17 protein-coding genes and 1 pseudogene are annotated in these 19930 nt (G+C 65.0%); 7 read left to right on the plus strand and 11 right to left on the minus strand.

The annotated features are described in order from the left end of the window. Positions 1-513: 513 nt before the first annotated feature. Positions 514-1857, minus strand: coding sequence for an NADP-specific glutamate dehydrogenase (gene gdhA, locus AC1DQR_RS38230; RefSeq protein WP_477134947.1), 1344 nt, complete (start codon positions 1855-1857; stop codon positions 514-516). Positions 1858-2245: 388 nt separating this feature from the next. On the opposite strand from gdhA, the gene AC1DQR_RS38235 reads away from it, so the two are divergent. Beyond that, the gene (locus AC1DQR_RS38235; RefSeq protein ID WP_416050707.1) at positions 2246-2896 is read left to right on the plus strand and encodes a HugZ family pyridoxamine 5'-phosphate oxidase; all 651 of its coding nucleotides are present in this window, start codon (positions 2246-2248) and stop codon (positions 2894-2896) included. 17 nt (positions 2897-2913) lie between these two features. On the opposite strand, the gene AC1DQR_RS38240 is transcribed toward AC1DQR_RS38235, so the two are convergent. Both AC1DQR_RS38240 and AC1DQR_RS38245 read right to left on the minus strand, forming a co-directional pair. Further along, on the minus strand, positions 2914-3669 hold the full coding sequence (locus AC1DQR_RS38240) for a DeoR/GlpR family DNA-binding transcription regulator (protein ID WP_416050708.1): 756 nt from the start codon (positions 3667-3669) through the stop codon (positions 2914-2916). Between the two features lie 45 nt (positions 3670-3714). Next, positions 3715-4362: an IclR family transcriptional regulator gene (locus AC1DQR_RS38245; protein WP_477134948.1), complete on the minus strand. Its 648-nt coding sequence runs from the start codon at positions 4360-4362 to the stop codon at positions 3715-3717. Between the two features lie 107 nt (positions 4363-4469). Between AC1DQR_RS38245 and AC1DQR_RS38250 the strand changes: the two genes are divergently transcribed. Then, positions 4470-5444 carry a Bug family tripartite tricarboxylate transporter substrate binding protein gene (locus AC1DQR_RS38250; protein ID WP_477134949.1) on the plus strand — a complete coding sequence of 325 codons (975 nt, stop codon included), beginning with the start codon at positions 4470-4472 and terminating at the stop codon, positions 5442-5444. Positions 5445-5480: 36 nt separating this feature from the next. Beyond that, a complete protein-coding gene (locus AC1DQR_RS38255) occupies positions 5481-6356 on the plus strand; it encodes a TauD/TfdA dioxygenase family protein (protein ID WP_416050711.1) in 876 nt (291 codons plus the stop codon). Positions 6357-7151: 795 nt separating this feature from the next. On the opposite strand, the gene phnY is transcribed toward AC1DQR_RS38255, so the two are convergent. Genes phnY through AC1DQR_RS38270 form a run of 3 tightly spaced genes read right to left on the minus strand, consistent with a single transcriptional unit; the run spans position 7152 to position 10686 of the window. Beyond that, entirely contained in the window at positions 7152-8615 is a 1464-nt protein-coding gene (phnY, locus tag AC1DQR_RS38260; RefSeq protein WP_416050712.1) for a phosphonoacetaldehyde dehydrogenase, read from the minus strand. 48 nt (positions 8616-8663) lie between these two features. Beyond that, a complete protein-coding gene (gene phnA / locus AC1DQR_RS38265; RefSeq protein ID WP_477134950.1) occupies positions 8664-9941 on the minus strand; it encodes a phosphonoacetate hydrolase in 1278 nt (425 codons plus the stop codon). A gap of 31 nt (positions 9942-9972) precedes the next feature. Beyond that, positions 9973-10686 (minus strand): phosphonate utilization associated transcriptional regulator, encoded by a 714-nt coding sequence (locus tag AC1DQR_RS38270; RefSeq protein WP_416050714.1) that lies wholly within the window; start codon positions 10684-10686, stop codon positions 9973-9975. Positions 10687-11014: 328 nt separating this feature from the next. Here AC1DQR_RS38270 and AC1DQR_RS38275 point away from each other — a divergent pair, with 328 nt between their 5' ends. Continuing rightward, the gene (locus tag AC1DQR_RS38275) at positions 11015-12148 is read left to right on the plus strand and encodes a 2-aminoethylphosphonate--pyruvate transaminase (protein WP_416050715.1); all 1134 of its coding nucleotides are present in this window, start codon (positions 11015-11017) and stop codon (positions 12146-12148) included. A gap of 315 nt (positions 12149-12463) precedes the next feature. Then, complete coding sequence (locus AC1DQR_RS38280) at positions 12464-13234, plus strand: IclR family transcriptional regulator (RefSeq protein ID WP_477134953.1); 771 nt, start codon at positions 12464-12466, stop codon at positions 13232-13234. Between the two features lie 35 nt (positions 13235-13269). On the opposite strand, the gene AC1DQR_RS38285 is transcribed toward AC1DQR_RS38280, so the two are convergent. Together AC1DQR_RS38285 and AC1DQR_RS38290 are read right to left on the minus strand one after the other, a co-directional pair. Continuing rightward, a complete protein-coding gene (locus AC1DQR_RS38285; protein ID WP_416050716.1) occupies positions 13270-14235 on the minus strand; it encodes a Bug family tripartite tricarboxylate transporter substrate binding protein in 966 nt (321 codons plus the stop codon). Positions 14236-14293: 58 nt separating this feature from the next. After that, the gene (locus AC1DQR_RS38290; RefSeq protein WP_416050717.1) at positions 14294-15247 is read right to left on the minus strand and encodes a 2-hydroxyacid dehydrogenase; all 954 of its coding nucleotides are present in this window, start codon (positions 15245-15247) and stop codon (positions 14294-14296) included. Between the two features lie 272 nt (positions 15248-15519). Here AC1DQR_RS38290 and AC1DQR_RS38295 point away from each other — a divergent pair, with 272 nt between their 5' ends. After that, entirely contained in the window at positions 15520-16422 is a 903-nt protein-coding gene (locus tag AC1DQR_RS38295; RefSeq protein WP_416050718.1) for an SMP-30/gluconolactonase/LRE family protein, read from the plus strand. A 78-nt stretch (positions 16423-16500) separates the two neighbouring features. Here AC1DQR_RS38295 and AC1DQR_RS38300 read toward each other — a convergent pair whose 3' ends face one another. From AC1DQR_RS38300 to tauA, 3 genes are all read right to left on the minus strand, one after another. Beyond that, the gene (locus AC1DQR_RS38300) at positions 16501-17376 is read right to left on the minus strand and encodes an ABC transporter permease subunit (protein ID WP_477134951.1); all 876 of its coding nucleotides are present in this window, start codon (positions 17374-17376) and stop codon (positions 16501-16503) included. Between the two features lie 10 nt (positions 17377-17386). Next, a complete protein-coding gene (locus AC1DQR_RS38305; RefSeq protein ID WP_416050720.1) occupies positions 17387-18163 on the minus strand; it encodes a taurine ABC transporter ATP-binding protein in 777 nt (258 codons plus the stop codon). 71 nt (positions 18164-18234) lie between these two features. Beyond that, positions 18235-19248 (minus strand): taurine ABC transporter substrate-binding protein, encoded by a 1014-nt coding sequence (gene tauA / locus AC1DQR_RS38310; RefSeq protein ID WP_477134952.1) that lies wholly within the window; start codon positions 19246-19248, stop codon positions 18235-18237. A 484-nt stretch (positions 19249-19732) separates the two neighbouring features. On the opposite strand from tauA, the pseudogene AC1DQR_RS38315 reads away from it, so the two are divergent. Next, positions 19733-19930 (plus strand): annotated as a pseudogene (locus AC1DQR_RS38315) (sulfoacetaldehyde acetyltransferase); the annotation flags it as partial.

The raw sequence follows: 19930 nt of genomic DNA on the forward strand, positions 1-19930 counted from the left end.
CGGCTCGCTTCGCTCGTGTTCGTCCTTGCGCATCTTCTCGGGAAAAAGTCGAGAATCTACGCAAGTCCCCGGAAAGTTAACAGACGTGCCACCCTGGCTGTTGCGCGTAAACGTCAGCTAGCACAGCCGGATTTATGCAACAACGCCTCGTTGAGGATCAATGGCACGGCGATACACCATGAGCATGGTGACGCATACATGCGAAATGTGTCAAAGATCTATATATTACATACAGTAACGTGCGCAATCTCGCCTGACTTGCAATTGATACAAAACACCGCGCGGACCCTGGCCGAGCCGGACGGGGCGCGCGCAGGACCGGCGCCGCACCAAGGAACTTGAGCGCGATCTGCGCCTTAAGAATGCGGCGTTAGCCGAGTCGGTGGCCTTGCTGGTGCCAAAAAAAAAGCGGGATGGCGTCGCCGCCCTCCCGCTATGCTGCTATGCCGCCGGCGGCCTGGTCAGAAAACCAAGGTGCCGGCCAACGTGCCTGGGCTCGCTATGAGCCCACTATCAAACCACGCCTTGCGCCAGCATCGCGTCCGCAACCTTCACAAACCCGGCCACGTTCGCGCCCTCCACGTAGTTGATGAACCCGTCGGCTTTCTGGCCGTAGTGGATGCAGTTGCCGTGGATGTCCTTCATGATCGCGTGCAGCTTCTCGTCGACCTCGGCATGGTGCCAGGACATGCGCATGGCGTTCTGCGACATTTCCAGCCCCGAGGTGGCGACACCGCCGGCATTGCTGGCCTTGCCCGGCGCGTAGAGGATGCGCGCGGCCAGGAAGCGGTCCACGGCGTCCAGCGTGGAGGGCATGTTGGCGCCTTCGGCCACGCAGAACACGCCGTTGGCCAGCAAGCGTTCGGCGTCATCGCCGTCCAGCTCGTTTTGCGTGGCACACGGCAGCGCCACGTCCGCCGGCACGTGCCAGGGCGTGCGGCCGGCTTCGAAGTGCAGGTCCTGCTCGGCGGCGAAATCCGCCAGGCGGCCGCGCGCCTCGTTCTTGAAAGCCATCAAGGCCGTCAATTGTTCGCTGTTCATGCCCTTGGGGTAATGCAGCACGCCACCGGAGTCGGAGACCGTGAGCACCTTGGCGCCCAGTTCGATCGCTTTCTCGGCGGCATACTGGGCCACGTTGCCCGAGCCGGACAGCAGCACGCGCAGGCCGCTGAAATCGCGCCCGCGGCGGTGCAGCATCTCCTGCGCGAAATACACCGTGCCGTAGCCGGTGGCTTCGGGCCGCATCAGGCTGCCCCCGAAGGCCATGCCCTTGCCGGTGAAGACACTGGCGGAGCTGTTGGACAGCTTTTTCATCATGCCGGCCATGAAACCGACTTCCCGCGCGCCCACGCCGATATCGCCGGCGGGCACGTCGGTGTCCGGGCCGAGGTGGCGGTAGAGCTCGGTCATCAGCGCCTGGCAAAAGCGCATCACCTCGCCGTCGGACTTGCCCTTGGGATCGAAGTCCGAGCCGCCCTTGCCGCCGCCCATGGGCAGCGTGGTCAGCGCATTCTTCAGCGTCTGCTCGAAGCCCAGGAACTTCAATACCGAGAGATTGACCGTGGGATGCAGGCGCATGCCGCCCTTGTAGGGGCCGATGGCGGAGCTGTGCTGCACGCGGAAGCCCCGGTTGACCTGCACCTGCCCGCGGTCGTCGGTCCATGCCACGCGGAACTGGATCACGCGCTCGGGTTCCACCAGCCGCTCCAGCAAGGCCTGTTCGCCGTAGCGCGGATGCTGCTCGACGAAGGGCCAGAGCGTCATCATGACTTCCTTCACGGCCTGGAGGAATTCGGGCTGGTCGGGGTCGCGCCGGGCAACGCCGGCCAGGAATGTTTCAAGGGAGGCAGATGTCACAAGTGTCTCTTTGTTTCGATGTGCTGGTGCTTGGCAGAAGACGGCCGCCGCGGATACCTGTCCGGCAGGCGTGCCGAGGGATGCCACGGCGCTGCCCGGATAGTCCGGGGCGGCGCAACTGCGGCGAGCCCGGCGGCGATGTGGCAACGGCCACCGGGTCATGTCAATACATTCAAGATCGGGATTGAATGTATCGCCAAGGGCGAAGCTTAGCATTTGACGTAGGCGGCAAGACAGGCACAACAGCTTTGACCAGCAGACATATAAAGGCCGCCTGCCTGTATTTTTGTGCGATCAGCGGCCACCGAGCGGAGACTGGCGGCCTCGAAGGCGGGCCTGAGCACGCCGTACAATGCTCGGATCGCGCACAGACGAGGGGGCAAAGAACGTGGAAGTCCCGATCGATCAAGTTGTCAGCCTGCTCCACGAAGCGGCCTATGGCACCCTGGCCACGCACGCTTGCGCCCTGCCCGGCTACCCCTACGCCACCGTGGTGCCGTTCGTGACCGACGCGGCCAGCGCGCCCGTGATCTGCGTCAGCACATTGGCCGAGCACACGCGAAACCTCCTTGCCGATGCGAGAGTGAGCCTGTCGGTGCTGCAGCCCGGCGCCGCGGACGTGCAGAACGCCCCGCGCCTGACGCTGGTGGGCGATGCGGCCCGCATCGAGCCGAATGCCGACGAGCTGGCGCGTTACCTGCGCTATGCGCCGGCCACCGAGCCATTGCTGGCGCTGGATTTCCAGTTCTTCCGCATCCACCCGAGCGCCATACGGTTTATCGCCGGCGTCGGCCGGATGGGCTGGATCGGGCAATCGGCGTGGGACGCCTTGCCGCAGGTGCCGCCAGGCGTTGAGGCCGGGATCGTGCAAGCGCTGTCTCTCGCCGCGCCGGGCGGCGTACGCGTGCTTGGCGTGGATGGCCATGGCATTGACTATGACATCGCGGGGCACCGCCGCCGCAGGTGCTTTTCCCATGCACCCATCGCGCTGGACGCGTTGGAGGCGACGGCCCTGGCCTTTGCGGCCAGCCTCGGCTGACCCCGCCTTTGCCGCTCTCAGGCGATGCGCAACACCGGCCCGCGCTCCTTGAGCGCAGCGGCCAGCGCGGGCTCAGGCGCCATATCGGAAATCACGTAAGACGCCTTCTCGAAATGCTTCACCAGCACCCCGGCATTACGGCCAAACTTGGTGTGGTCCGCCACCACGCAGGCCACGCTCGCCGCTTGCAGCATGCGGCTGCGCAACTCGGCGGCAGCACGCGAGAAATCGCTCATCTGGCCCTCAGCGGTAATGCCGCCGGTGCCGATAAAAGCAAAGTCCGCGTGGTAGCGCGACAGTTGCTCGATGGTGTCCCAGCCGTGGGTGGCGTCCTCATTGTCCTGCAGCTCGCCACCGAGCATCACCACCCGATTGCCGTTGCGCCGCCCCAGCAGCAGCGCGATGGCGAAGTCATTGGTATAGACCTGCAGGTTGTGATGGCCATGCAGCGCCTGCGCCACGGTGTGGGTGGTGGTGCCGTAGTCGATGATCAGCGAGGCGCCATCGGGCACCAGCTCCGCCGCGCGCATGCCGATGGCGCGCTTGCCTTCGGCATTGACGGCGGCGCGGGTCTGGGTATCGGGCTCGGCCCGCTCGGGTGTGAGCGCGCCGCCGTGGGTGAGGATCAGCAGGCCGCGCGCCGCCAGCGCATTGAGGTCGCGCCGGATGGTCTCGCGCGAGACATCCAACCCGGTGACCAGCTCGCTGATGGCCAGCGCGCCGCTGGCGGCGAGCTGGTCGAGGATGAACTTTTGCCGCTGTTCAGCCAGCACGTGGACTCCGCTGCGTAGGAAAAATAAAGGTGGATTCTAACCCCGTCATACCGGGGCCAGCCCGATCAGCCGGCTGATATTGGCCGCGGCCTGCTGCAACGCGGGCACGATTTCGGCCGGGATGCGCTCTGGCGTGGCCTCGCCCGCCGAGGTGGAAATGCCCAGCGACAACGTCCGCGAGCCCGCCGCGGGCAGGGGCACCGCAACCGATACCTGGTTGCTCTCCGGGTACGCCAGCACGCTCCACTCGCCGGGCGGCAAGGACAAGGCCATCGCCAGCGCGCTGCCCGCCGGCAGCACGCTGCCCACCCGCAGGTTCATGACCACCAGCCGGCGCCGCTCGGCCGGCGCCATCGCCCTGCCGATGATGATCACGCCCTCCGGATTGGCCTCGCCAAGGTTGGCCGTGCCGGAGTAGGCGTCGGCCAGTTTTTGCAGGCCCTCCTGCACGGCGTCGGTGACGCCCAGGCTTTCCAGCGCGGCAAATCCGATCTCGAAGATACGCGTGGTGAGACGCCAGCGATTACCTTCCCGCGCCACATACGCGTCCTCTTCCAGCGTCAGCAAGAACCGCAGCACGGTGGGGTGCGGCAGGTCCACCGCGCGCGATAGCTCCGCCAGCGTAGGCCGGCCGTTGTGGCGGAACGCTTGCAGGATCGCTAGACACCGCTGGATCGATCTATTATTCTTCATCCGTTATTTCGTTCACCTAGAGCACGTATTGTTCATTAGGTGAACATACTAAAGCAAAAAGAAGGCGACGGCAAGCACCGCGCCTCACCCCTTACACAGGAGACAAGATGAAGACCATCGCCCCCGCACTTGCGTCCATCCTCGCCCTGGCGCTGCCGGCCCCGGCCGCGCAGGGCGCCGACGCCTGGCCAGCCAAGCCGATCAAATGGGTCGTGCCCTATCCGCCCGGCGGCTCGACCGACATGCTCGCGCGCATCGTCGGCCAGAAGCTGGGAGAGCGGCTCGGCCAGCCGGTGGTGGTGGAAAACAAGGCGGGTGCCGGCGGCAACGTGGGCACCGACTACGTGGCCAAGCAACCGGCCGATGGCTACACCATCGTGATGGGCAATATCGGCCCCATCGCCATCAACCCTTCGCTGTATCCGGACCTGCCCTACAACCCGCTCAAGGACCTGGCCCCGGTGACCATGCTGATGGCGGTGCCTAACCTGCTGGTGGTCAACCCGGCGCTGCCGGTGCATTCGGTGCGCGACCTGATCGACTACGGCAAGCGGCAGCCGGCCCCGCTGGGCTACGCGACGCCGGGCGCCGGCACCTCGCTGCACCTGGCGGGCGAGCTCTTCGCCACCACCTCGGGCGTGAAGATGACCCACATCCCCTACAAGGGCAGCGCGCCGGGCCTGAACGACACCATGGCCGGGCATGTGCCGGTGATGTTCGACAACATGCCTTCCGCGCTGCCGCTGGTGAAGGCGGGCAAGCTGCGGGCGCTGGCCATCACCAGCGCCCAACGCTCCGCGCAGCTGCCCGATGTGCCCACCATGGCGGAAGCCGGCCTGCAGGGCTACGAGATCGCCGGATGGTTCGGCGTGCTGGTGCCGGCGGCCACGCCCAAGGCCATCGTCGCCCGGCTCGACACCGAGCTGGAGGCCGTGCTGAAGATGCCCGACGTGCGCAAGAAGCTCGACGAGATGGGCGGCATCGTCTCCGGCGCCGGGCCGCAGGCTTTCGGCCGCTATATCGAAGCGGAATCGCGCAAGTGGAGCACGCTGGTGCGCAGCGCAAGAATCACGGTCCAGTAAAACCAGAACCCATCCACCACAAAGAGGAGACAAGCCATGTCGCAATACCGCCTTATCGATATCCACCCCATTGCCGGCGCGCTCGGCGCGGAAATCCGCGGCGTCGACCTTGCCCGGCCGCTGTCCAATGAGACCTTCGCCGAGATCCGCTCGGCGCTGCACGACAACCTGGTGATCTTCTTTCGCGACCAGGAACTGACGCCCGAGCAGCACAAGGCGTTCAGCGCGCGCTTTGGCGATCTGCTGGAAGTGCCGTTCATCCGCGCGCTGCAAGGGCATCCCGAGATCCTGCCGGTGATGAAGGGCAAGAGCGAACAGACCAAACGCAATTTTGGCGGTCTGTGGCACACCGACATGAGCTACGCGGAAACCCCGCCGCTGGGCTCCGCGCTCTACGCCCGCGTGATCCCGCCCTATGGTGGCGACACCATGTGGACCAATATGTATCGAGCCTACGATGCACTATCGGATGGCATGAAGCAGGTTCTGGACAAGCTGCGTGCCGTGCACAGCCCGGTGCGTTCATACGGCGCCGGCGGCGCGGTCGTCAACAACGGCGATCCCGCGCACAAGATGGATGTACGCACTGACGAGCGCGCCAGCAGCGAGGTCACGCATCCGGTGGTGCGCATCCACCCCGCCACCGGCAAGAAGGCGCTCTATGTCAACAGCACCTACACGCTGCGCTTTGAAGACATGACCGAGGAAGAGAGCGCGCCGTTGCTGCAGTTCCTGTACAGCCATGCGGTGCGGCCGGAGTTCACTTGCCGGTTCCGGTGGACGCGGGGTGCGTTGGCCGTGTGGGATAACCGGTGTACGCAACATCTGGCGATGAATGATTATGATGGGTTTGATCGGGAGTTGCATCGGACTACGATTGCTGGGGATCGGGTTTTGCCGGTGGGGGGATGAGGATTGGTTGGCTTTGGGGGCTTTGGGGGCTTTGGGGGGTGTCGCTACTTTTCGGGGCGGTGTTGGTTTTTGCACCCAAAAGCCGTACGACATCCCCCTGCGGGGGCTGCCGGTCACTCTTCTTTGCGTCGGCAAAGAAGACTAACGAGAAGAAAGCCGACCCTGCCGGGCGCAGAGCAATCAGGCTTGTGGGACTCGGTGGTTTCGTCGTATGGCCCGGAGTGTTGGCTGGCCTTTGCCATGCCGGCTTTTAGGTCATCGCTACGGCATGACCCAATGGTCACGTGGTGGTGCCCCTGATCGCTTTGCTCGGTGAGCATTCGACCATCTGCCGTTACCGGCGCGCGCCATCACGACACATTGCCCGTCAATGGTTTCGTGGTGGGGCGGGCGCGGTGGTCAGGGCCTTGGGCATATCAAGCCGGTGCCACCGCGCCCACGACGGAACCGGTGCGCCTGCAACTTCGTGGCCGGCCACGCCGCGAGCGACAGACGGCTTGAAGCAAGCGATGTCCGCTACCGGGGGCCTCACCACGCATCCCGGAAGCCGGCAGGGTCGTGGTCAGTCAAGCCGGTACCGGCAGAAGCCCGCCGGCACTCCGGGCCGTACGACGCAACCACCGAGGCCCATGAGACTGATTGCTCTGCGCCCGGCAGGGTCGGCTTTCTTCTCGTTAGTCTTCTTTGCCGACGCAAAGAAGAGTGACCGGCAGCCCCCGCAGGGGGATGTCGTATGGCCCTTGGGTCCAAAAGCCAACACCGCCCCCCTACCCCCTACCCCCTACCCCCTACCCCCTACCCCCAAGGCATCGTAATCGACTTCAGATTAGTAAAACTCTTGATCGCCTCCTGCACCCCTTCCTTATAGCCAAGCCCCGAATCCTTGATCCCGCCAAACGGCGTCAGCTCGATACGATAGCCCGGCACTTCCCACAGGTTGACCGTCCCCACCTGCAACTCATCGGCAAAGCGCGCGAAGTCGTCCATCCGGTTAGTGCATACACCCGAGGACAATCCAAACGCGGTGCCATTGGAAATCCGGATGGCGTCGTCGATATCGCGGAAGGTGATGATGGGCGAAACCGGGCCGAAGGTTTCCTCCCGCACCACCGTCATGGCGGGATCCACGCGATCGATCACGGTGGGCGAGTAGCGCGCGCCGTCGCGGTGGTTGCCGAGCACCAGGCGGGCACCCTGCGCAACAGCTTCTTTCACGCGGGACTCGAACAGCGCGGCGGCTTCGGCGTCGATCACGGTGCCCATGTCCACGGTGCGGTCCATGGGGTCGCCACATTTCCATGCCCGGGTTTTTTCCACCACCAGCTCGGTGAAGCGGTCCGCCACGGCCTGGTGCACCAGCATGCGCTTGACGGCTGTGCACCGTTGCCCAGAGTTCTTGTACGAACCCTGCACTGCCAGGTCGGTGGCGCGCTCCAGGTCGGCATCGTCCATCACGATCAGCGGATCGTTGCCGCCCAACTCCAGCACCACGCGCTTGTAGCCTGCCTGGTTGGCGATGTACTTGCCGATGCCGACGCCACCGGTGAAGGTGACCAGATCCACCGAGGGGTGGGTGATCAGTTCGTCAGCGATCTCGCGCGGGTCGCCCGTGACCACCTGCAGCATCTGCGGCGGCAAGCCGGCTTCATAGAGGATATCGGCCAGGTAGCAGGCGGACAGCGGCACCTTCTCCGAGGGCTTGAGCACCATGCGGTTATTGGTGGCGATGGACGGCGCCACCTTGTGCGCGACCTGGTTCATCGGATGGTTGAACGGCGTGATAGCGCAAATCACGCCGAGGAATGGCGAGCGCTGGGTCATCACGCGGCGCTTCTTGCCGTGCGGGGTCAGGTCGCACGAGAACAGCTGGCCGTCGTCGCGCAGGGTTTCGTTGGCGGCAAAGCCAAGCACATCGGCCACGCGGCCGATCTCGTACAGCGAATCCTTCTTGCATAGCCCGGACTCCAGCGTGATCAGGTCGGACGCCTCCTCCACGCGCTCGCGCAGCAGCGCGGCGGCGCGGTTGAGGATGGCGGCACGCTCGAAGCGGGTCAGCGTGGAGCGGTAGGCACGCGCCACGGCAAACGCTTGGCGCACGTCTTCCACGCTGGCCATCGGCACGGTCCCGACCAGCGAGCCGTCGTACGGATTGCACACTTCGATCACGCGCTCGCGCATGACCTTCTTGCCATCGATGCGCAGCGCTTCAGCGCGGAAATGCGGGCTGACCTGGCCGGTGGAAAACTTGGGGGCGTTCATGTCGGTTCTCGCGTCAAGAGTTCGGGACGGATACGAATCGGGCGGCGCTCAGTGCAGGTGATTGAGCGCGACGTCGAAGATGTCGAAGTTGCGCAGCTGCGCCTTGCCGGGAATGCCCGCCGTGGCGCGGTTGAACACCAGCGGCACGGTCTGCTCCGACACGCCGCCGTGGGAGCGCAGCGGTGCGTCCAGCCCGGACAGGTCGTGGCGGCTCTGGCTGGTGCCCAGCACCACGTGCTTGTCGCTGACGATCACCAGGTCGCCCACGCGGTCCGGCGGCAGCTCGAAGCGCGCGCAGGCTTCGGCGTTGTCGAGCACGCTTTCGATGCCCGGCAGGGCCGCCAGCTTGCCCTTGAGCGCGGCGCGGTCGACATCTTCCGGCAGGTAGACGGTGGCATAGGAGCCAAGCGCGCCGTGGTGCACCACATAGGGATCGGTGATCGGCAGGATCACGCGCGCGCCGCCGGCTTCCACGCCACGGCCGAGCCAGCTGTCGAACTGGTCMTGCAGGTAGATCACGTTGGGGGCCTTGGTGGCGTCGTCGTGCTTGGCGTTCATGCCGTGGTCGGCGGTCAGCGCCACCACGCAGCCGAGCCCGTCGAGCTGCGCCAGGTACTTGTCCATCATGGCGTAGAACGCGTTGGCGCCGTCGGATCCCGGGGCGAACTTGTGCTGGATGTAGTCCGTGGTGGACAGGTACATCAGGTCCGGCCGGCGGGTTTCCATCAGCCGCACGCCGGCGGCAAAGACAAACTCGGACAGCTCGGCGCTGTACACGCTCGGCACCGACATGCCGACAAGGTCCAGCACGTTGTCGATGCCGTTGTCCTCCAGTGTGGCCTGGTCGGCCTTTTCCGAGGAGAAGCAGATGCCGCGCATGCCATGGCCGAGCAGCCGGCGCAGCTTGTCCTTGGCGGTCACCACCGCCACGCTGGCGCCAGCATCGGCAAAGGCGGCCAGGATGGTGCCGGCGCGCAGGTACTTGGGGTCGTTCATCATCACTTCCTCGCCGCGGCCACCGTTGGCGCTGCGATCGAAGAAGTAGTTGCCGCAGATGCCGTGCACCGCCGGCGGCGCGCCGCACACGATGGACAGGTTGTTCGGGTTGGTGAAGGTGGGCACCACGCACGCCCCGCGAAAGCTCGCGCCCTCGGCCAGCAGCCGTTTCAGGTACGGCGCGCGGCCGCTGGCGGCGGCGGCTTCCAGGTAATCGAATTCACATCCGTCCACGCAGACCACCACCACGGGCTGTTTCATCCATTGGTAGGTGCGCTGATTGACAGTGAGGCTCGGGGCGGCGACGCTGGAAAGATTCGGGTTCGACATGTCGGGGTTCCTGTGCGGGAAAGGCAAGGCGTCAGGGCTGATCGGTTGCCGCGCCGCCATCCACTGGCGCCACGGCGGCATGCATGCGGGCGCGGCCGCGCTCCACGTGCTCGCGCATCAGCCTGCCCGCCAGCTCGACATCGCGCGCGGCAATGGCCGACACGATCTCGCGGTGCTCGCGGGTAGAGGTGGGGATGGCGTTGCTGTCGGCGGAAAGCGCCTCGCGCCGGAACAAGGTGAGTTCCTTGACCAGGCGCCGGTAGGTTTCCACCAGCTTGCGGTTGCCAGCGAGTTCCACCATGCGGTCATGCAGGGTGAGGTTAAGACGGGTGTATTCGTCGAGGTCGCGCGCGGTGCTGGCCGCGCCCATGGCCTCGATCAGCGCGCGCAGCTCACGCACGCCCTGCGCCGTGATGTTGGCGGCGAGCAGCCGGCCTACGTACTCATCCAGCACCGCGCGCAGCGCATAGATCTCGTCGGCTTCTTCCAGGGAGATGGCGCGCACGAATACGCCGCGGTTTTTCTCGGTGCGCAGCAGGCCGGCCTGCTCCAGCGCCCGGAAGGCTTCGCGCAGCGGGCCGCGCGACACATTGAACTCGCCCGCGAGTTCGATTTCATTGAGCCTGGCGCCTGGCGGCAGGCCACCGGACACGATGCGCATTTCAAGCTCGCGCTGCACCAGGGTGGTCAGCGACTGGCTCTGCAGGATCGCGATATCGCTCGACTGAGCGGCTGGCCGTGACATGAAGACTCCTGATTCGGGTACATCGAAAATCCTGGTTGTCATTAAAGCAAGCAGTTTGTATATTGTCAACAAACTAGGCAACGGTGATGATCACGAAATGACGCGAACATCCCGGAAAAAACCTGGCGCACGGCTTATTATCGTTATAAAACAAATAGTTATATGCAATATGAGGCGGTGCAATGCTGGTGCGTTATGCCACAACCCACTACAACAAATTCACCAAATTGACACACAATACCACCTAAAATGCCACAAGGAGCCCACCCCAAGCTGGCATCCGTGGAAATCGTCAACCACACCCCTGATCCCCATCCAAGAGCACGCCATGATCCGCGGCAACGACCCCATCCTGCTGACCCCCGGCCCCCTCACCACCTCGCTCGCCACCAAGCAAGCCATGCTGCGCGACTGGGGATCGTGGGACACCAGCTTCAACGCCATCACGCGCAGCCTGTGCGACGACCTGATCGCCATCGTGCGCGGGCAGGATACGCACGTCTGCGTGCCCATGCAGGGCAGCGGCACCTTCTCGGTGGAAGCCGCCATCGCCAACGTGGTGCCGCGCGACGGCAAGGTGCTGGTGCCGCAGAACGGCGCCTATTGCCAGCGCATCCTCAAGATCTGCAAGGTGCTGGGACGAGCCAGCGTGGAACTGCCGATCCCCGAAGACCAGCCCGCCACCGCCGCGCTGATCGAAGCCGCGCTGCTGCGCGATCCGTCTATCACCCACGTGGCGCAGGTGCACTGCGAAACCGGTGCCGGCGTGCTCAACCCTTTGCCCGAGATCGCCGCGCTGTGCGCGCGCCTTGGCAAGGGCCTGATCGTCGATGCCATGAGCTCCTTCGGTGCGCTGGAGATCGATGCGCGCACCATGCCGTTCGACGCGCTGGTGGCCGCCACCGGCAAGTGCATCGAAGGCGTGCCGGGCATGGGCTTCGTGCTGGTGAACAAGAGCGTGCTGGAAGCCAGCCAGGGCAACAGCCATTCGCTCGCGCTGGACCTGTACGACCAGTACACCTACATGCAGAAGACCACCCAGTGGCGCTTCACCCCGCCCACGCACGTGGTAGCCGCCTTCCGCGCCGCGCTCGACCAGTTCCTGGAAGAAGGCGGACAGCCGGTGCGCGGCGCACGCTATCGCGCCAATTACCAGACGCTGGTGGGCGGCATGGCCGAACTGGGTTTCCGCCCCTTCCTCTCGCCCGAGGTGCAGGCCCCCATCATCGTCACCTTCCACGCGCCGGACGACGCCCGCTACGACTTCAAGACCTTCTACGCCAAGGTGCGCGAACGCGGCTACATCCTCTATCCCGGCAAGCTGACGCAGGTGGAAACCTTCCGCGTGGGCTGCATTGGCGCAATCGACGCCAATGAGATGCGCAATGTGGTGGGGGCAATCGGCGAGACGCTAGCGGAAATGGGCATCGAGATGAAAGCGCCGCTGGCCAGGGCGGCTTGAAGCATTTGCGGAGCCATCGCCCCGGCGAACGCCACCCCGCAGGGGTGGTGAAACTGCCGTTGCCTTTGACCTTAAGTGCAAGCCACCGGGGCAAAACTGGATTACGCCCTGATACGCCGCTAGTGGCGAATACCGCTCCGGAAGTACAATCAAATCGTCTCGTTTTCCGGAACGGAGTCCGAATTGAAATCGGCAACAGTAGCGGCACCCAAAAAAGCGCCTTCCGAGGCCCCCAAGAACAAGCCCGCAAAACCCACGCGCGCGAAGGCGTCCCTGCGCCTGGAAGAACCGGCCGCCGCGGCGCCAGTCACGAGCATGGCTGCCGACGCCGCAGCGGCGGACCGCGATACCCCCACGCTGCGCGCCTTCGCCCTGCTCGAATTCCTGGTTGCGGCCGACCGCCCCTTGTCGCTGGCGGAGATCATGCAGGGCTTCGAAGCGCCCAAGGCTTCGCTGCACCGCATGCTTGGCGCGCTGGAGGCCGGCGGGCTGGTGATCCGCGAGCCGGGCGCGCGCAATGCCTATGCCGTGGGGCCGCGCCTGTCGCGCCTTGGCGTGGCCATCGTCACGCATTCGGGTACGCGGCAGTTGCGCCATGCCATCCTGGCGCGGTTGGTGGCGGACATCGGCGAAACAGTCAACCTGACCATGCTGCACGAAACCTCGGTGCTGTACCTGGACCGCATGGAGGCGCCGTGGCCGCTGCGGCTGGACCTGAAGCCGGGCTCGCGCGTGCCGCTGCACTGCTCGGCCAGCGGCAAGCTGCTGCTGTCGCTGCTGCCGCGCGAGCAGCGCGCCGCGCTGGTGCGGCAGCTGCCGCTGGAGCGCTTTACGCCCAACACGATCACCAATGTGGAATTGCTCGAAGCCGAGCTCGACCGCAGCGCGCACAAGCAGCTTGGCGTGGACAACGAAGAGTTCGTGGCGGGGATCTCCTGCGTGGCCGTGCCGGTGCGCGACGAGCGCGGGCAGGTGGTGGCGGCGCTGGCGGTGCATGCGCCTACGGCACGCTCGCCATTGTCGCGCTCGCTGGAGTTCGTGCCGCGCCTGCAGGAAACGGCGAGGGAGCTGGCCGCTACGTTCTGAGCGCCCGTTTTGCATCCAGCCCCTGCGCGTCACCGCTATTCAGGCTGGATGCCTGCCGTCTTGATGATCGAGCCCCAGCGAGCGAGCTCGGCGAGCTGGAATTTAGCCAGCTCCTCCGGCGACGACACCTTGACCTCCATGCCGTTCTCCGTCACGAAATGGCGGATGGATTCAGTCGCCATGGCATTGCGCATCAGCGCGTTGAGCCGGTTGATGATCGGCGCCGGCGTGCCTGCCGGGGCGTACAGCCCGTTCCAGTAACCAGACTCATAGCCCTTCACGCCTTGCTCCGCGATGGTCGGCACGTTGGGCAGCAGCGGCGAGCGCTGCGGGCTGCTGACGCCGAGCGCGCGCAGCTTGCCGGCCTTGACCTGCGGCAGGCTGGTGGTCAGGTCGACGATCATCACGTCGGTCTGTCCGGCCACAAGGTCAATCACGGCGGCCGGATTGGCCTTGTAGGGAACGTACGTGAGTTTCGTCCCGGTCATGTGCTGGAATTGCTCGGTGGCAACCCGTGCCGATGATGAGCCGGAGCCGAAGGTCAGCTTGCCCGGCTCCTTCTTGGCCAGTGCGATGAACTCGGGCACGTTCGTGGCCTTCACGTTGGGGTTCACCACCATCACCATGTAGCCCTGGACCACTTGGCCGATCGGCGCAAAGTCCTTGATGGGGTTGTAGGGCAGGTTCTTCACCAGGTGCGGATTGGCCGCCTGCGTGGTGTTGGTGGTCATGAACAGGGTGTAGCCATCGGGCGCCGAGCGCGCGACAAGCTGCGCCGCGATGCCGCCGAATGCGCCGGGGCGGCTGTCGACGATGACCGGCTGGCCCGTCTCCCTGGTGATCTGGGCACCCATTGCGCGGGCCAGGCCATCCGTGGTGCTGCCGGGGCTGGAACCGATCACGATGGTGACCGGCTTGGCCGGATAGGACTGCGCAACGGCCATGCCGGACGCCAGCACGCTCACGGTCACGGCCATTGCCGCCAGATATTGGATCTGCATCTTGTCTCCTCTCATTCTGATTCTTGGCTTCCGGGCGAAAGAACGGGGCTGCCAGCGCTCAGGTCGTGAGGCTGAACTCGGGCCGTTGCCCGGCCAGCGCCTGGGCAATGCTTGCCAGGACCATCTCCCCCATGGCGGCCCGCGTCTGGTGCGTGGCGCTGGCGCGGTGCGCCTGCAGCGTGACGTTGTCCAGCGCGAACAGCGCTTGCGGCACGTTCGGCTCATCGACGAAGACATCCAGCCCGGCGCCGGCGATGCGCCCGGATGTCAGCGCCGCGACCAGGTCGTCTTCCTTGACCAGCCGGCCGCGCGCGATGTTGATCAGGTAGCCATCCTTGCCCAGCGCGTCGAGCACCTCGGCATTGACGATGCCCTCCGCCTTGTCCGCGGCAGCGGCAAGAATCAGCGCATCGCTCTGGCGGGCCAGTGCCACGAGGTCGGGCACGAAGGTGTGGGGGACGTCATCCATCGCCTTGAGGTCGGTGTAGGCGACGGGGCAACCGAACGCCGTCATGCGCGCCGCGATGGCCCGGCCCACGCGGCCCATGCCGACAATGCCCACGCGCATGCCGCTGACGCGGCGGGCCAGCGGGATAGCGCTTGGCTGCGGATGGCGGACCCAGTCGCCGGCACGGATAAACCGGTCGCCCGGGCACATGCCACGGCACGTGGCAATCAACAGGCCCACGGCGAGATCCGCGACGTCCTCGGTCAGCGCCCCGAACGTCCCGGTCACCGGCAGGCCGCGCGCGCGGGCATATTCGAGGTCGACCGCATCGGTGCCGACACCGTTGACCGCCACCACCGCAAGCGCGGGCAGTTGCGCCATCATCGCCCTGGTAATGCCGGTGTGGCCGCCGGTGATGACCGCGCGGATCGTGGGCCCGTGCTCGCGCAGATAGGCATCCTTGTCGGTTTGCTCGAACAAGCGGTGCATGGTGTAGAGCGAATCCAGCTTGTCGTTGATGGCAGGGATGAGGATCGGGTTCAGCTGCAGGATGTTGGCTTTCATACGGTGAGTCCTATCTGGAGGGTGCGGTTTCGCGTGATCTGTTTCGTCGCTAATCTTATACGTCATCCTATGACTTAGGCGACTTCGAAACAAGCAGGAAATCAGACCTCCAGGGTTAACACTCTGCTAAAGTTGAGGAAACCGAAAATCCCTCACGCTGACTCTTGGATCTCCTTATAATATGTTGTATGACAACGTAACACAAAGAGCAGCCTGAGGCGCATACTAAAATCAAGAAGCCGCTCCGGCCATGATGTTCAAGCCGATAGATCATGATCACTGACTCACCCATCGACCTGATTGCCGACGTCCGCAATGCGGTCGGCGAAAGCCCGTTTTGGGATACGCAGACGCAATGCCTGTACTGGTCGGACATCCCCGCCCGGACGCTGTTCGAATGGCGCGCCGCTAACGCGGCAATCCGTACCTGGCAGCTGCCCGAAATGGCGGGGTGCATCGCCCCCGCAAGCGCCGGTGGCTTTGTCGCCGGCATGCAGAGCGGCCTGTTCCACCTGCAGCCACAGCCCGATGGCAGCATGGCCAGCCGCAGGCTCGCCAGCGTCGCTCACCCTGCCCCCTCCATGCGATTCAACGACGGCCGGTGTGATCGGCAAGGCCGGTTCTGGGCGGGCACCATGCACCTCGACATGCATCCGGCACAATCGATTGGCTCGGTGTATCGCTTCGACGCGCGTGGCCTGCAGCAGCAGATCGAGGGACTGATCGTTCCCAACGGGATGGCATGGTCGCCCGACGGACGGACGATGTACCTGTCGGACTCGCATCCTGATGCGCAGGCGATCTGGGCGTTCGACTACGATGTCGCGCACGGCGTGGCCAACCGGCGGCGCCTGTGGATCGACATGCGGCAATATCCGGGGCGCCCGGACGGCGCTGCGGTGGACGTCGATGGCTGCTACTGGATCTGCGGGAATGACGCAGGCGTCGTGCACCGCTTTACGCCAGAGGGGCGCCTGGACCGCAGCATTGCGCTTCCCGTGAAAAAACCGGCGATGTGCGCCTTTGGCGGCGCCGACATGAAGACGTTGTTCGTCACGTCGATTCGCCCGGCCGATGCGTCGGTGCAAGCCGAGCAGCCACTGGCCGGCGGGGTATTCGCTTTTCGCCCCGGTGTCGCTGGCATCGCAGAGCGCGCGTTCCAGCTGGCCGCGTGACCGGCCGATCGGGCTGCGGGCACGGCTAAAGCGGCAGGAGCCGGGCAGCGCATGCCGCCGCCCGGCCAGTCACAAGCTTTACATCCTCCCCTTCCAGGGCACCAGCCACTTCTCCATCTTGCGCATCAGCAGGTCAAAGGTATAAGCAATCAGGCCAATCAGCCCGATGCCCATGATCACCACATCCGTGCGCAGGAAGTTCGACGCGTTGAGCACCATCTGCCCCAGGCCCGAGGTGGCAGCCACCATCTCCGCCGCAACCAGCGTGGTCCAGCCAAAGCCGATGGCAATCCGCATGCCGGTCAGGATGTCCGGCAGCGCGGCGGGGATCACCACATGGCGGATCACCTGCCAGCGGTTGGCGCCCATCGAATACGCCGCGTTGATCTGCTCGATGGTGACCGAGCGCACGCCGGCCTGCGCGGACATCGCCAGCGGCGCGAAGCAAGCCAGGAAGATCAGCAGGATCTTGGACGTTTCATCGATGCCGAACCAGATCACGATCAGCGGCAGGTAGGCCAGCGGCGGCAGTGGGCGATAGAACTCGATCGGCGGATCGAAGACGCCGCGCGCAATGCGCGACACCCCCATCATCACGCCGATCGGCACCGCCGTGACGGTGGCCAGCGCAAAGGCGCCAAACACGCGCACCATGCTGGCGCGAAAGTGCTCGGTCAGCGGCAGGCCGCCTTGCACATTGCCGTTCCAGGCATCGATAAACGCGTTGATGATGGCTTCCGGCGTGGGCAGGAACAGCGGCGGCAGCCAACGCAGGTGGCTGGCGATCCACCATAGCGCCAGCAGCGACACCACGCTGATGGTGGAGATGCGTGAGCTGGAGCCTTCGCCCGGCAAGCGGTAGCCGGAGACGGCCTTCATGCGGCGCGCGGGCGGCTTGGCGGCCACGGCGGCGGTGCCCGGCGCGGGCTCGAGTCTTTGAGCAGAAGCAGACATGTCGGACTCCTCAGGGCGTGGCATGGATCAGGTTGACGATTTCTTCGCGGTACCGGATGAACTCCGGATCGGCCTTGACCTCGCGGGCGTTGCCGCAGGCAATGAAGCGTCGGGCGAAGGGCAGCTCATAGGTATGCGCGATGCGGCCCGGCGAGGGCGTCATCACGATCAGCCGCGTTGCCAGGAACAGCGCTTCCTCCACGCTGTGGGTGATGAAGAACACGATCTTCTGCTCCGCCGCCCACAGCTTGAGGATCAACGCCTGGATCGTCTCGCGCGTGAGCGCGTCGAGCGCGCCGAGCGGCTCATCCATCAGCATCACCGCCGGATCGTTGGCAAGCGTGCGGGCAATGCCCACGCGCTGCTGCATGCCGCCAGAGAGCTGGTAGACCGGCTTGGCCGCCACTTTCTCCAGGCCGACCAGCGCCAGCTTTTCCTGGGCGATGCGCAGGCGCTCGGTGCGCGGCACGCCGCGCAGCCTCAGGCCCAGCGCCACGTTGTCCAGCACATTGAGCCAGGGCATCAATGCATGCTTTTGAAACACGACGCCGCGCTCGGCACCCGGGCCGTGCACGGATTTGCCATCGAGGCGGATCTCGCCTTCCGAGGGTTGCATGAAACCGGCGATGCACGATAGCAAGGTCGTCTTGCCGCACCCGGAAGCACCGAGCGCGACCACGAAATCGCCGCGCTCCATGGTGAGATTGACTTGCGACAGGGCCAGCGTATCGGCGCCACCGCGGCCGCCGTAGTTAACGCTSAGGTTGTCGATTTCGAGTTTGGCCATAGCTGCAAACTTCCTGAAAAGAGGATTCAAGGCCGCGCGGCCAGCGTCGCCCGCCGCGCGGCACCGGCAAATCAGGCCGGCGTCCTGGTGGCGAGGGCGCGCTTCACCCACTCCGCATTCACACCCGAGCCGTAGTCCGGCAACACGGTCTGGATCGTGCCCTGCTCCTTCAGGAATTGCGCCGCCGATTGCAGCGCCTTGGCCGCGCCGCCGCCCAGCCAGCGGGGCGAGGCTTGCTCCTCCAGCGTGGGGAAACCGTACAGCGCCATGCTGGCCGGCACCGCCTCGGGCTTGGCGCCCGAGACCTTGGCCACCGCCTTCACCATCGGCGACTCCGGGGTCCACGCCGCCTTGTCCTGGCGATACTTGTCATCCGCCGCGGCCAGGATCTTGACGAACTTGACCATGAACTCGGGGTTCTCCCGCGCGAACTTCTTGTTGGCGATCATGCCGTCGAAGGTGGCCTTGCCGGTCTCGGCGGCAATCTTGCCGGAGGTCACCAGCACCTTGCCCGTTTGCTTGAGCTTGGCCAGCACCGGGTCCCAGATAAAGGTGGCGTCGATGTCGCCGCGCTCCCAGGCCGCGGCCACTTCGGGCGGCCGCATGTTCATGATCTTGACGTCCTTGGGATTGATCTTGGCCTGCTCCAGCGCCACCAGCGTGTGGTAGTGCGTGGTGGAGACAAAAGGCACGCCCACCCGCTTGCCTTTGAGGTCTGCCACGCTGTTGATATTGCTGCCGTTGCGCGCCACCATGGCCTCGGCCGCGTTGATGTCGTCAAGGATCCAGAACAGCTCCACGTCCAGCCCCTGCGACAACGCCGAGGCAATCTGCGACGTACCGGCTTCGCCGATGGCGATCTGGCCCGACGCCATGGCGCGGATCACGTCGCCACCGCCGCCGAACTGGCGGAACGAGACCTTGTAGCCGGTCTGCTTCTCGACTTCCTTCATGTCCTGCGCATAGCGCCACGGCACCACCATATCCTGGTAGGCGATGACAACTTCCTTGGTCTGCGCGTAGGCGCCCGGGGCGACGACGGCCGCCAGTACCACGCTTGCTGCAAGCTGCTTGAACCAACGCATGATGAACCTCCTCAAGATGAACGGTGTGGTGTGCTGTGGCGGAGTCCGCCGGCAGGGAAAGCCCGGCACCATGGCGGTGCCTGCTCGAGGAGGAAGAGGTGATAAGCATGAGGCATGCCAGTGTCTCCGTCTGGTTGGGACGTCTTTGCGTCCTCTCCTTTCTTAGCGGCGCTCTGCGCTTTGGCGAGTCGTCGCGGCGTGCACCAGGCGCTTTGGCAAGCGGCGCTGGGCAAGGTGTAACCGTATGGTAGAAAGCGGCCCGTCGCCGGGTTAGAGCCAGCGGGGACCAACTGTGGGTCCACATGGGCGCGCAGGTTGAATTTGCGTCACTTTAAAGGGTATTTACTACCGTTTTTAGGTACACGGCATTCCGTTTATCGGATTTTCTTATTGACCATCGCTTTGTCTCATCCTACATTTCGATCCACGAACACTTTTCGGAACATTTGGTTCCGTTTTGATCGAAGACCGGAGACACTACACCATGAGCGAACATCTTCCCGAAACCCTCGCCGCAGGCACCCAAGCTGGCGCCGCCACTACCGGCCCGCAGGAGATGACCCCGTCGGAAGCCTTTGTCGAGACCCTGGCCGCCAATGGCGTCACCGACATGTTCGGCATCATGGGCTCCGCCTTCATGGACGCCATGGACATCTTCGCCCCCGCCGGCATCCGCCTGATC

Source organism: Cupriavidus sp. 05L411 (assembly GCF_056398045.1).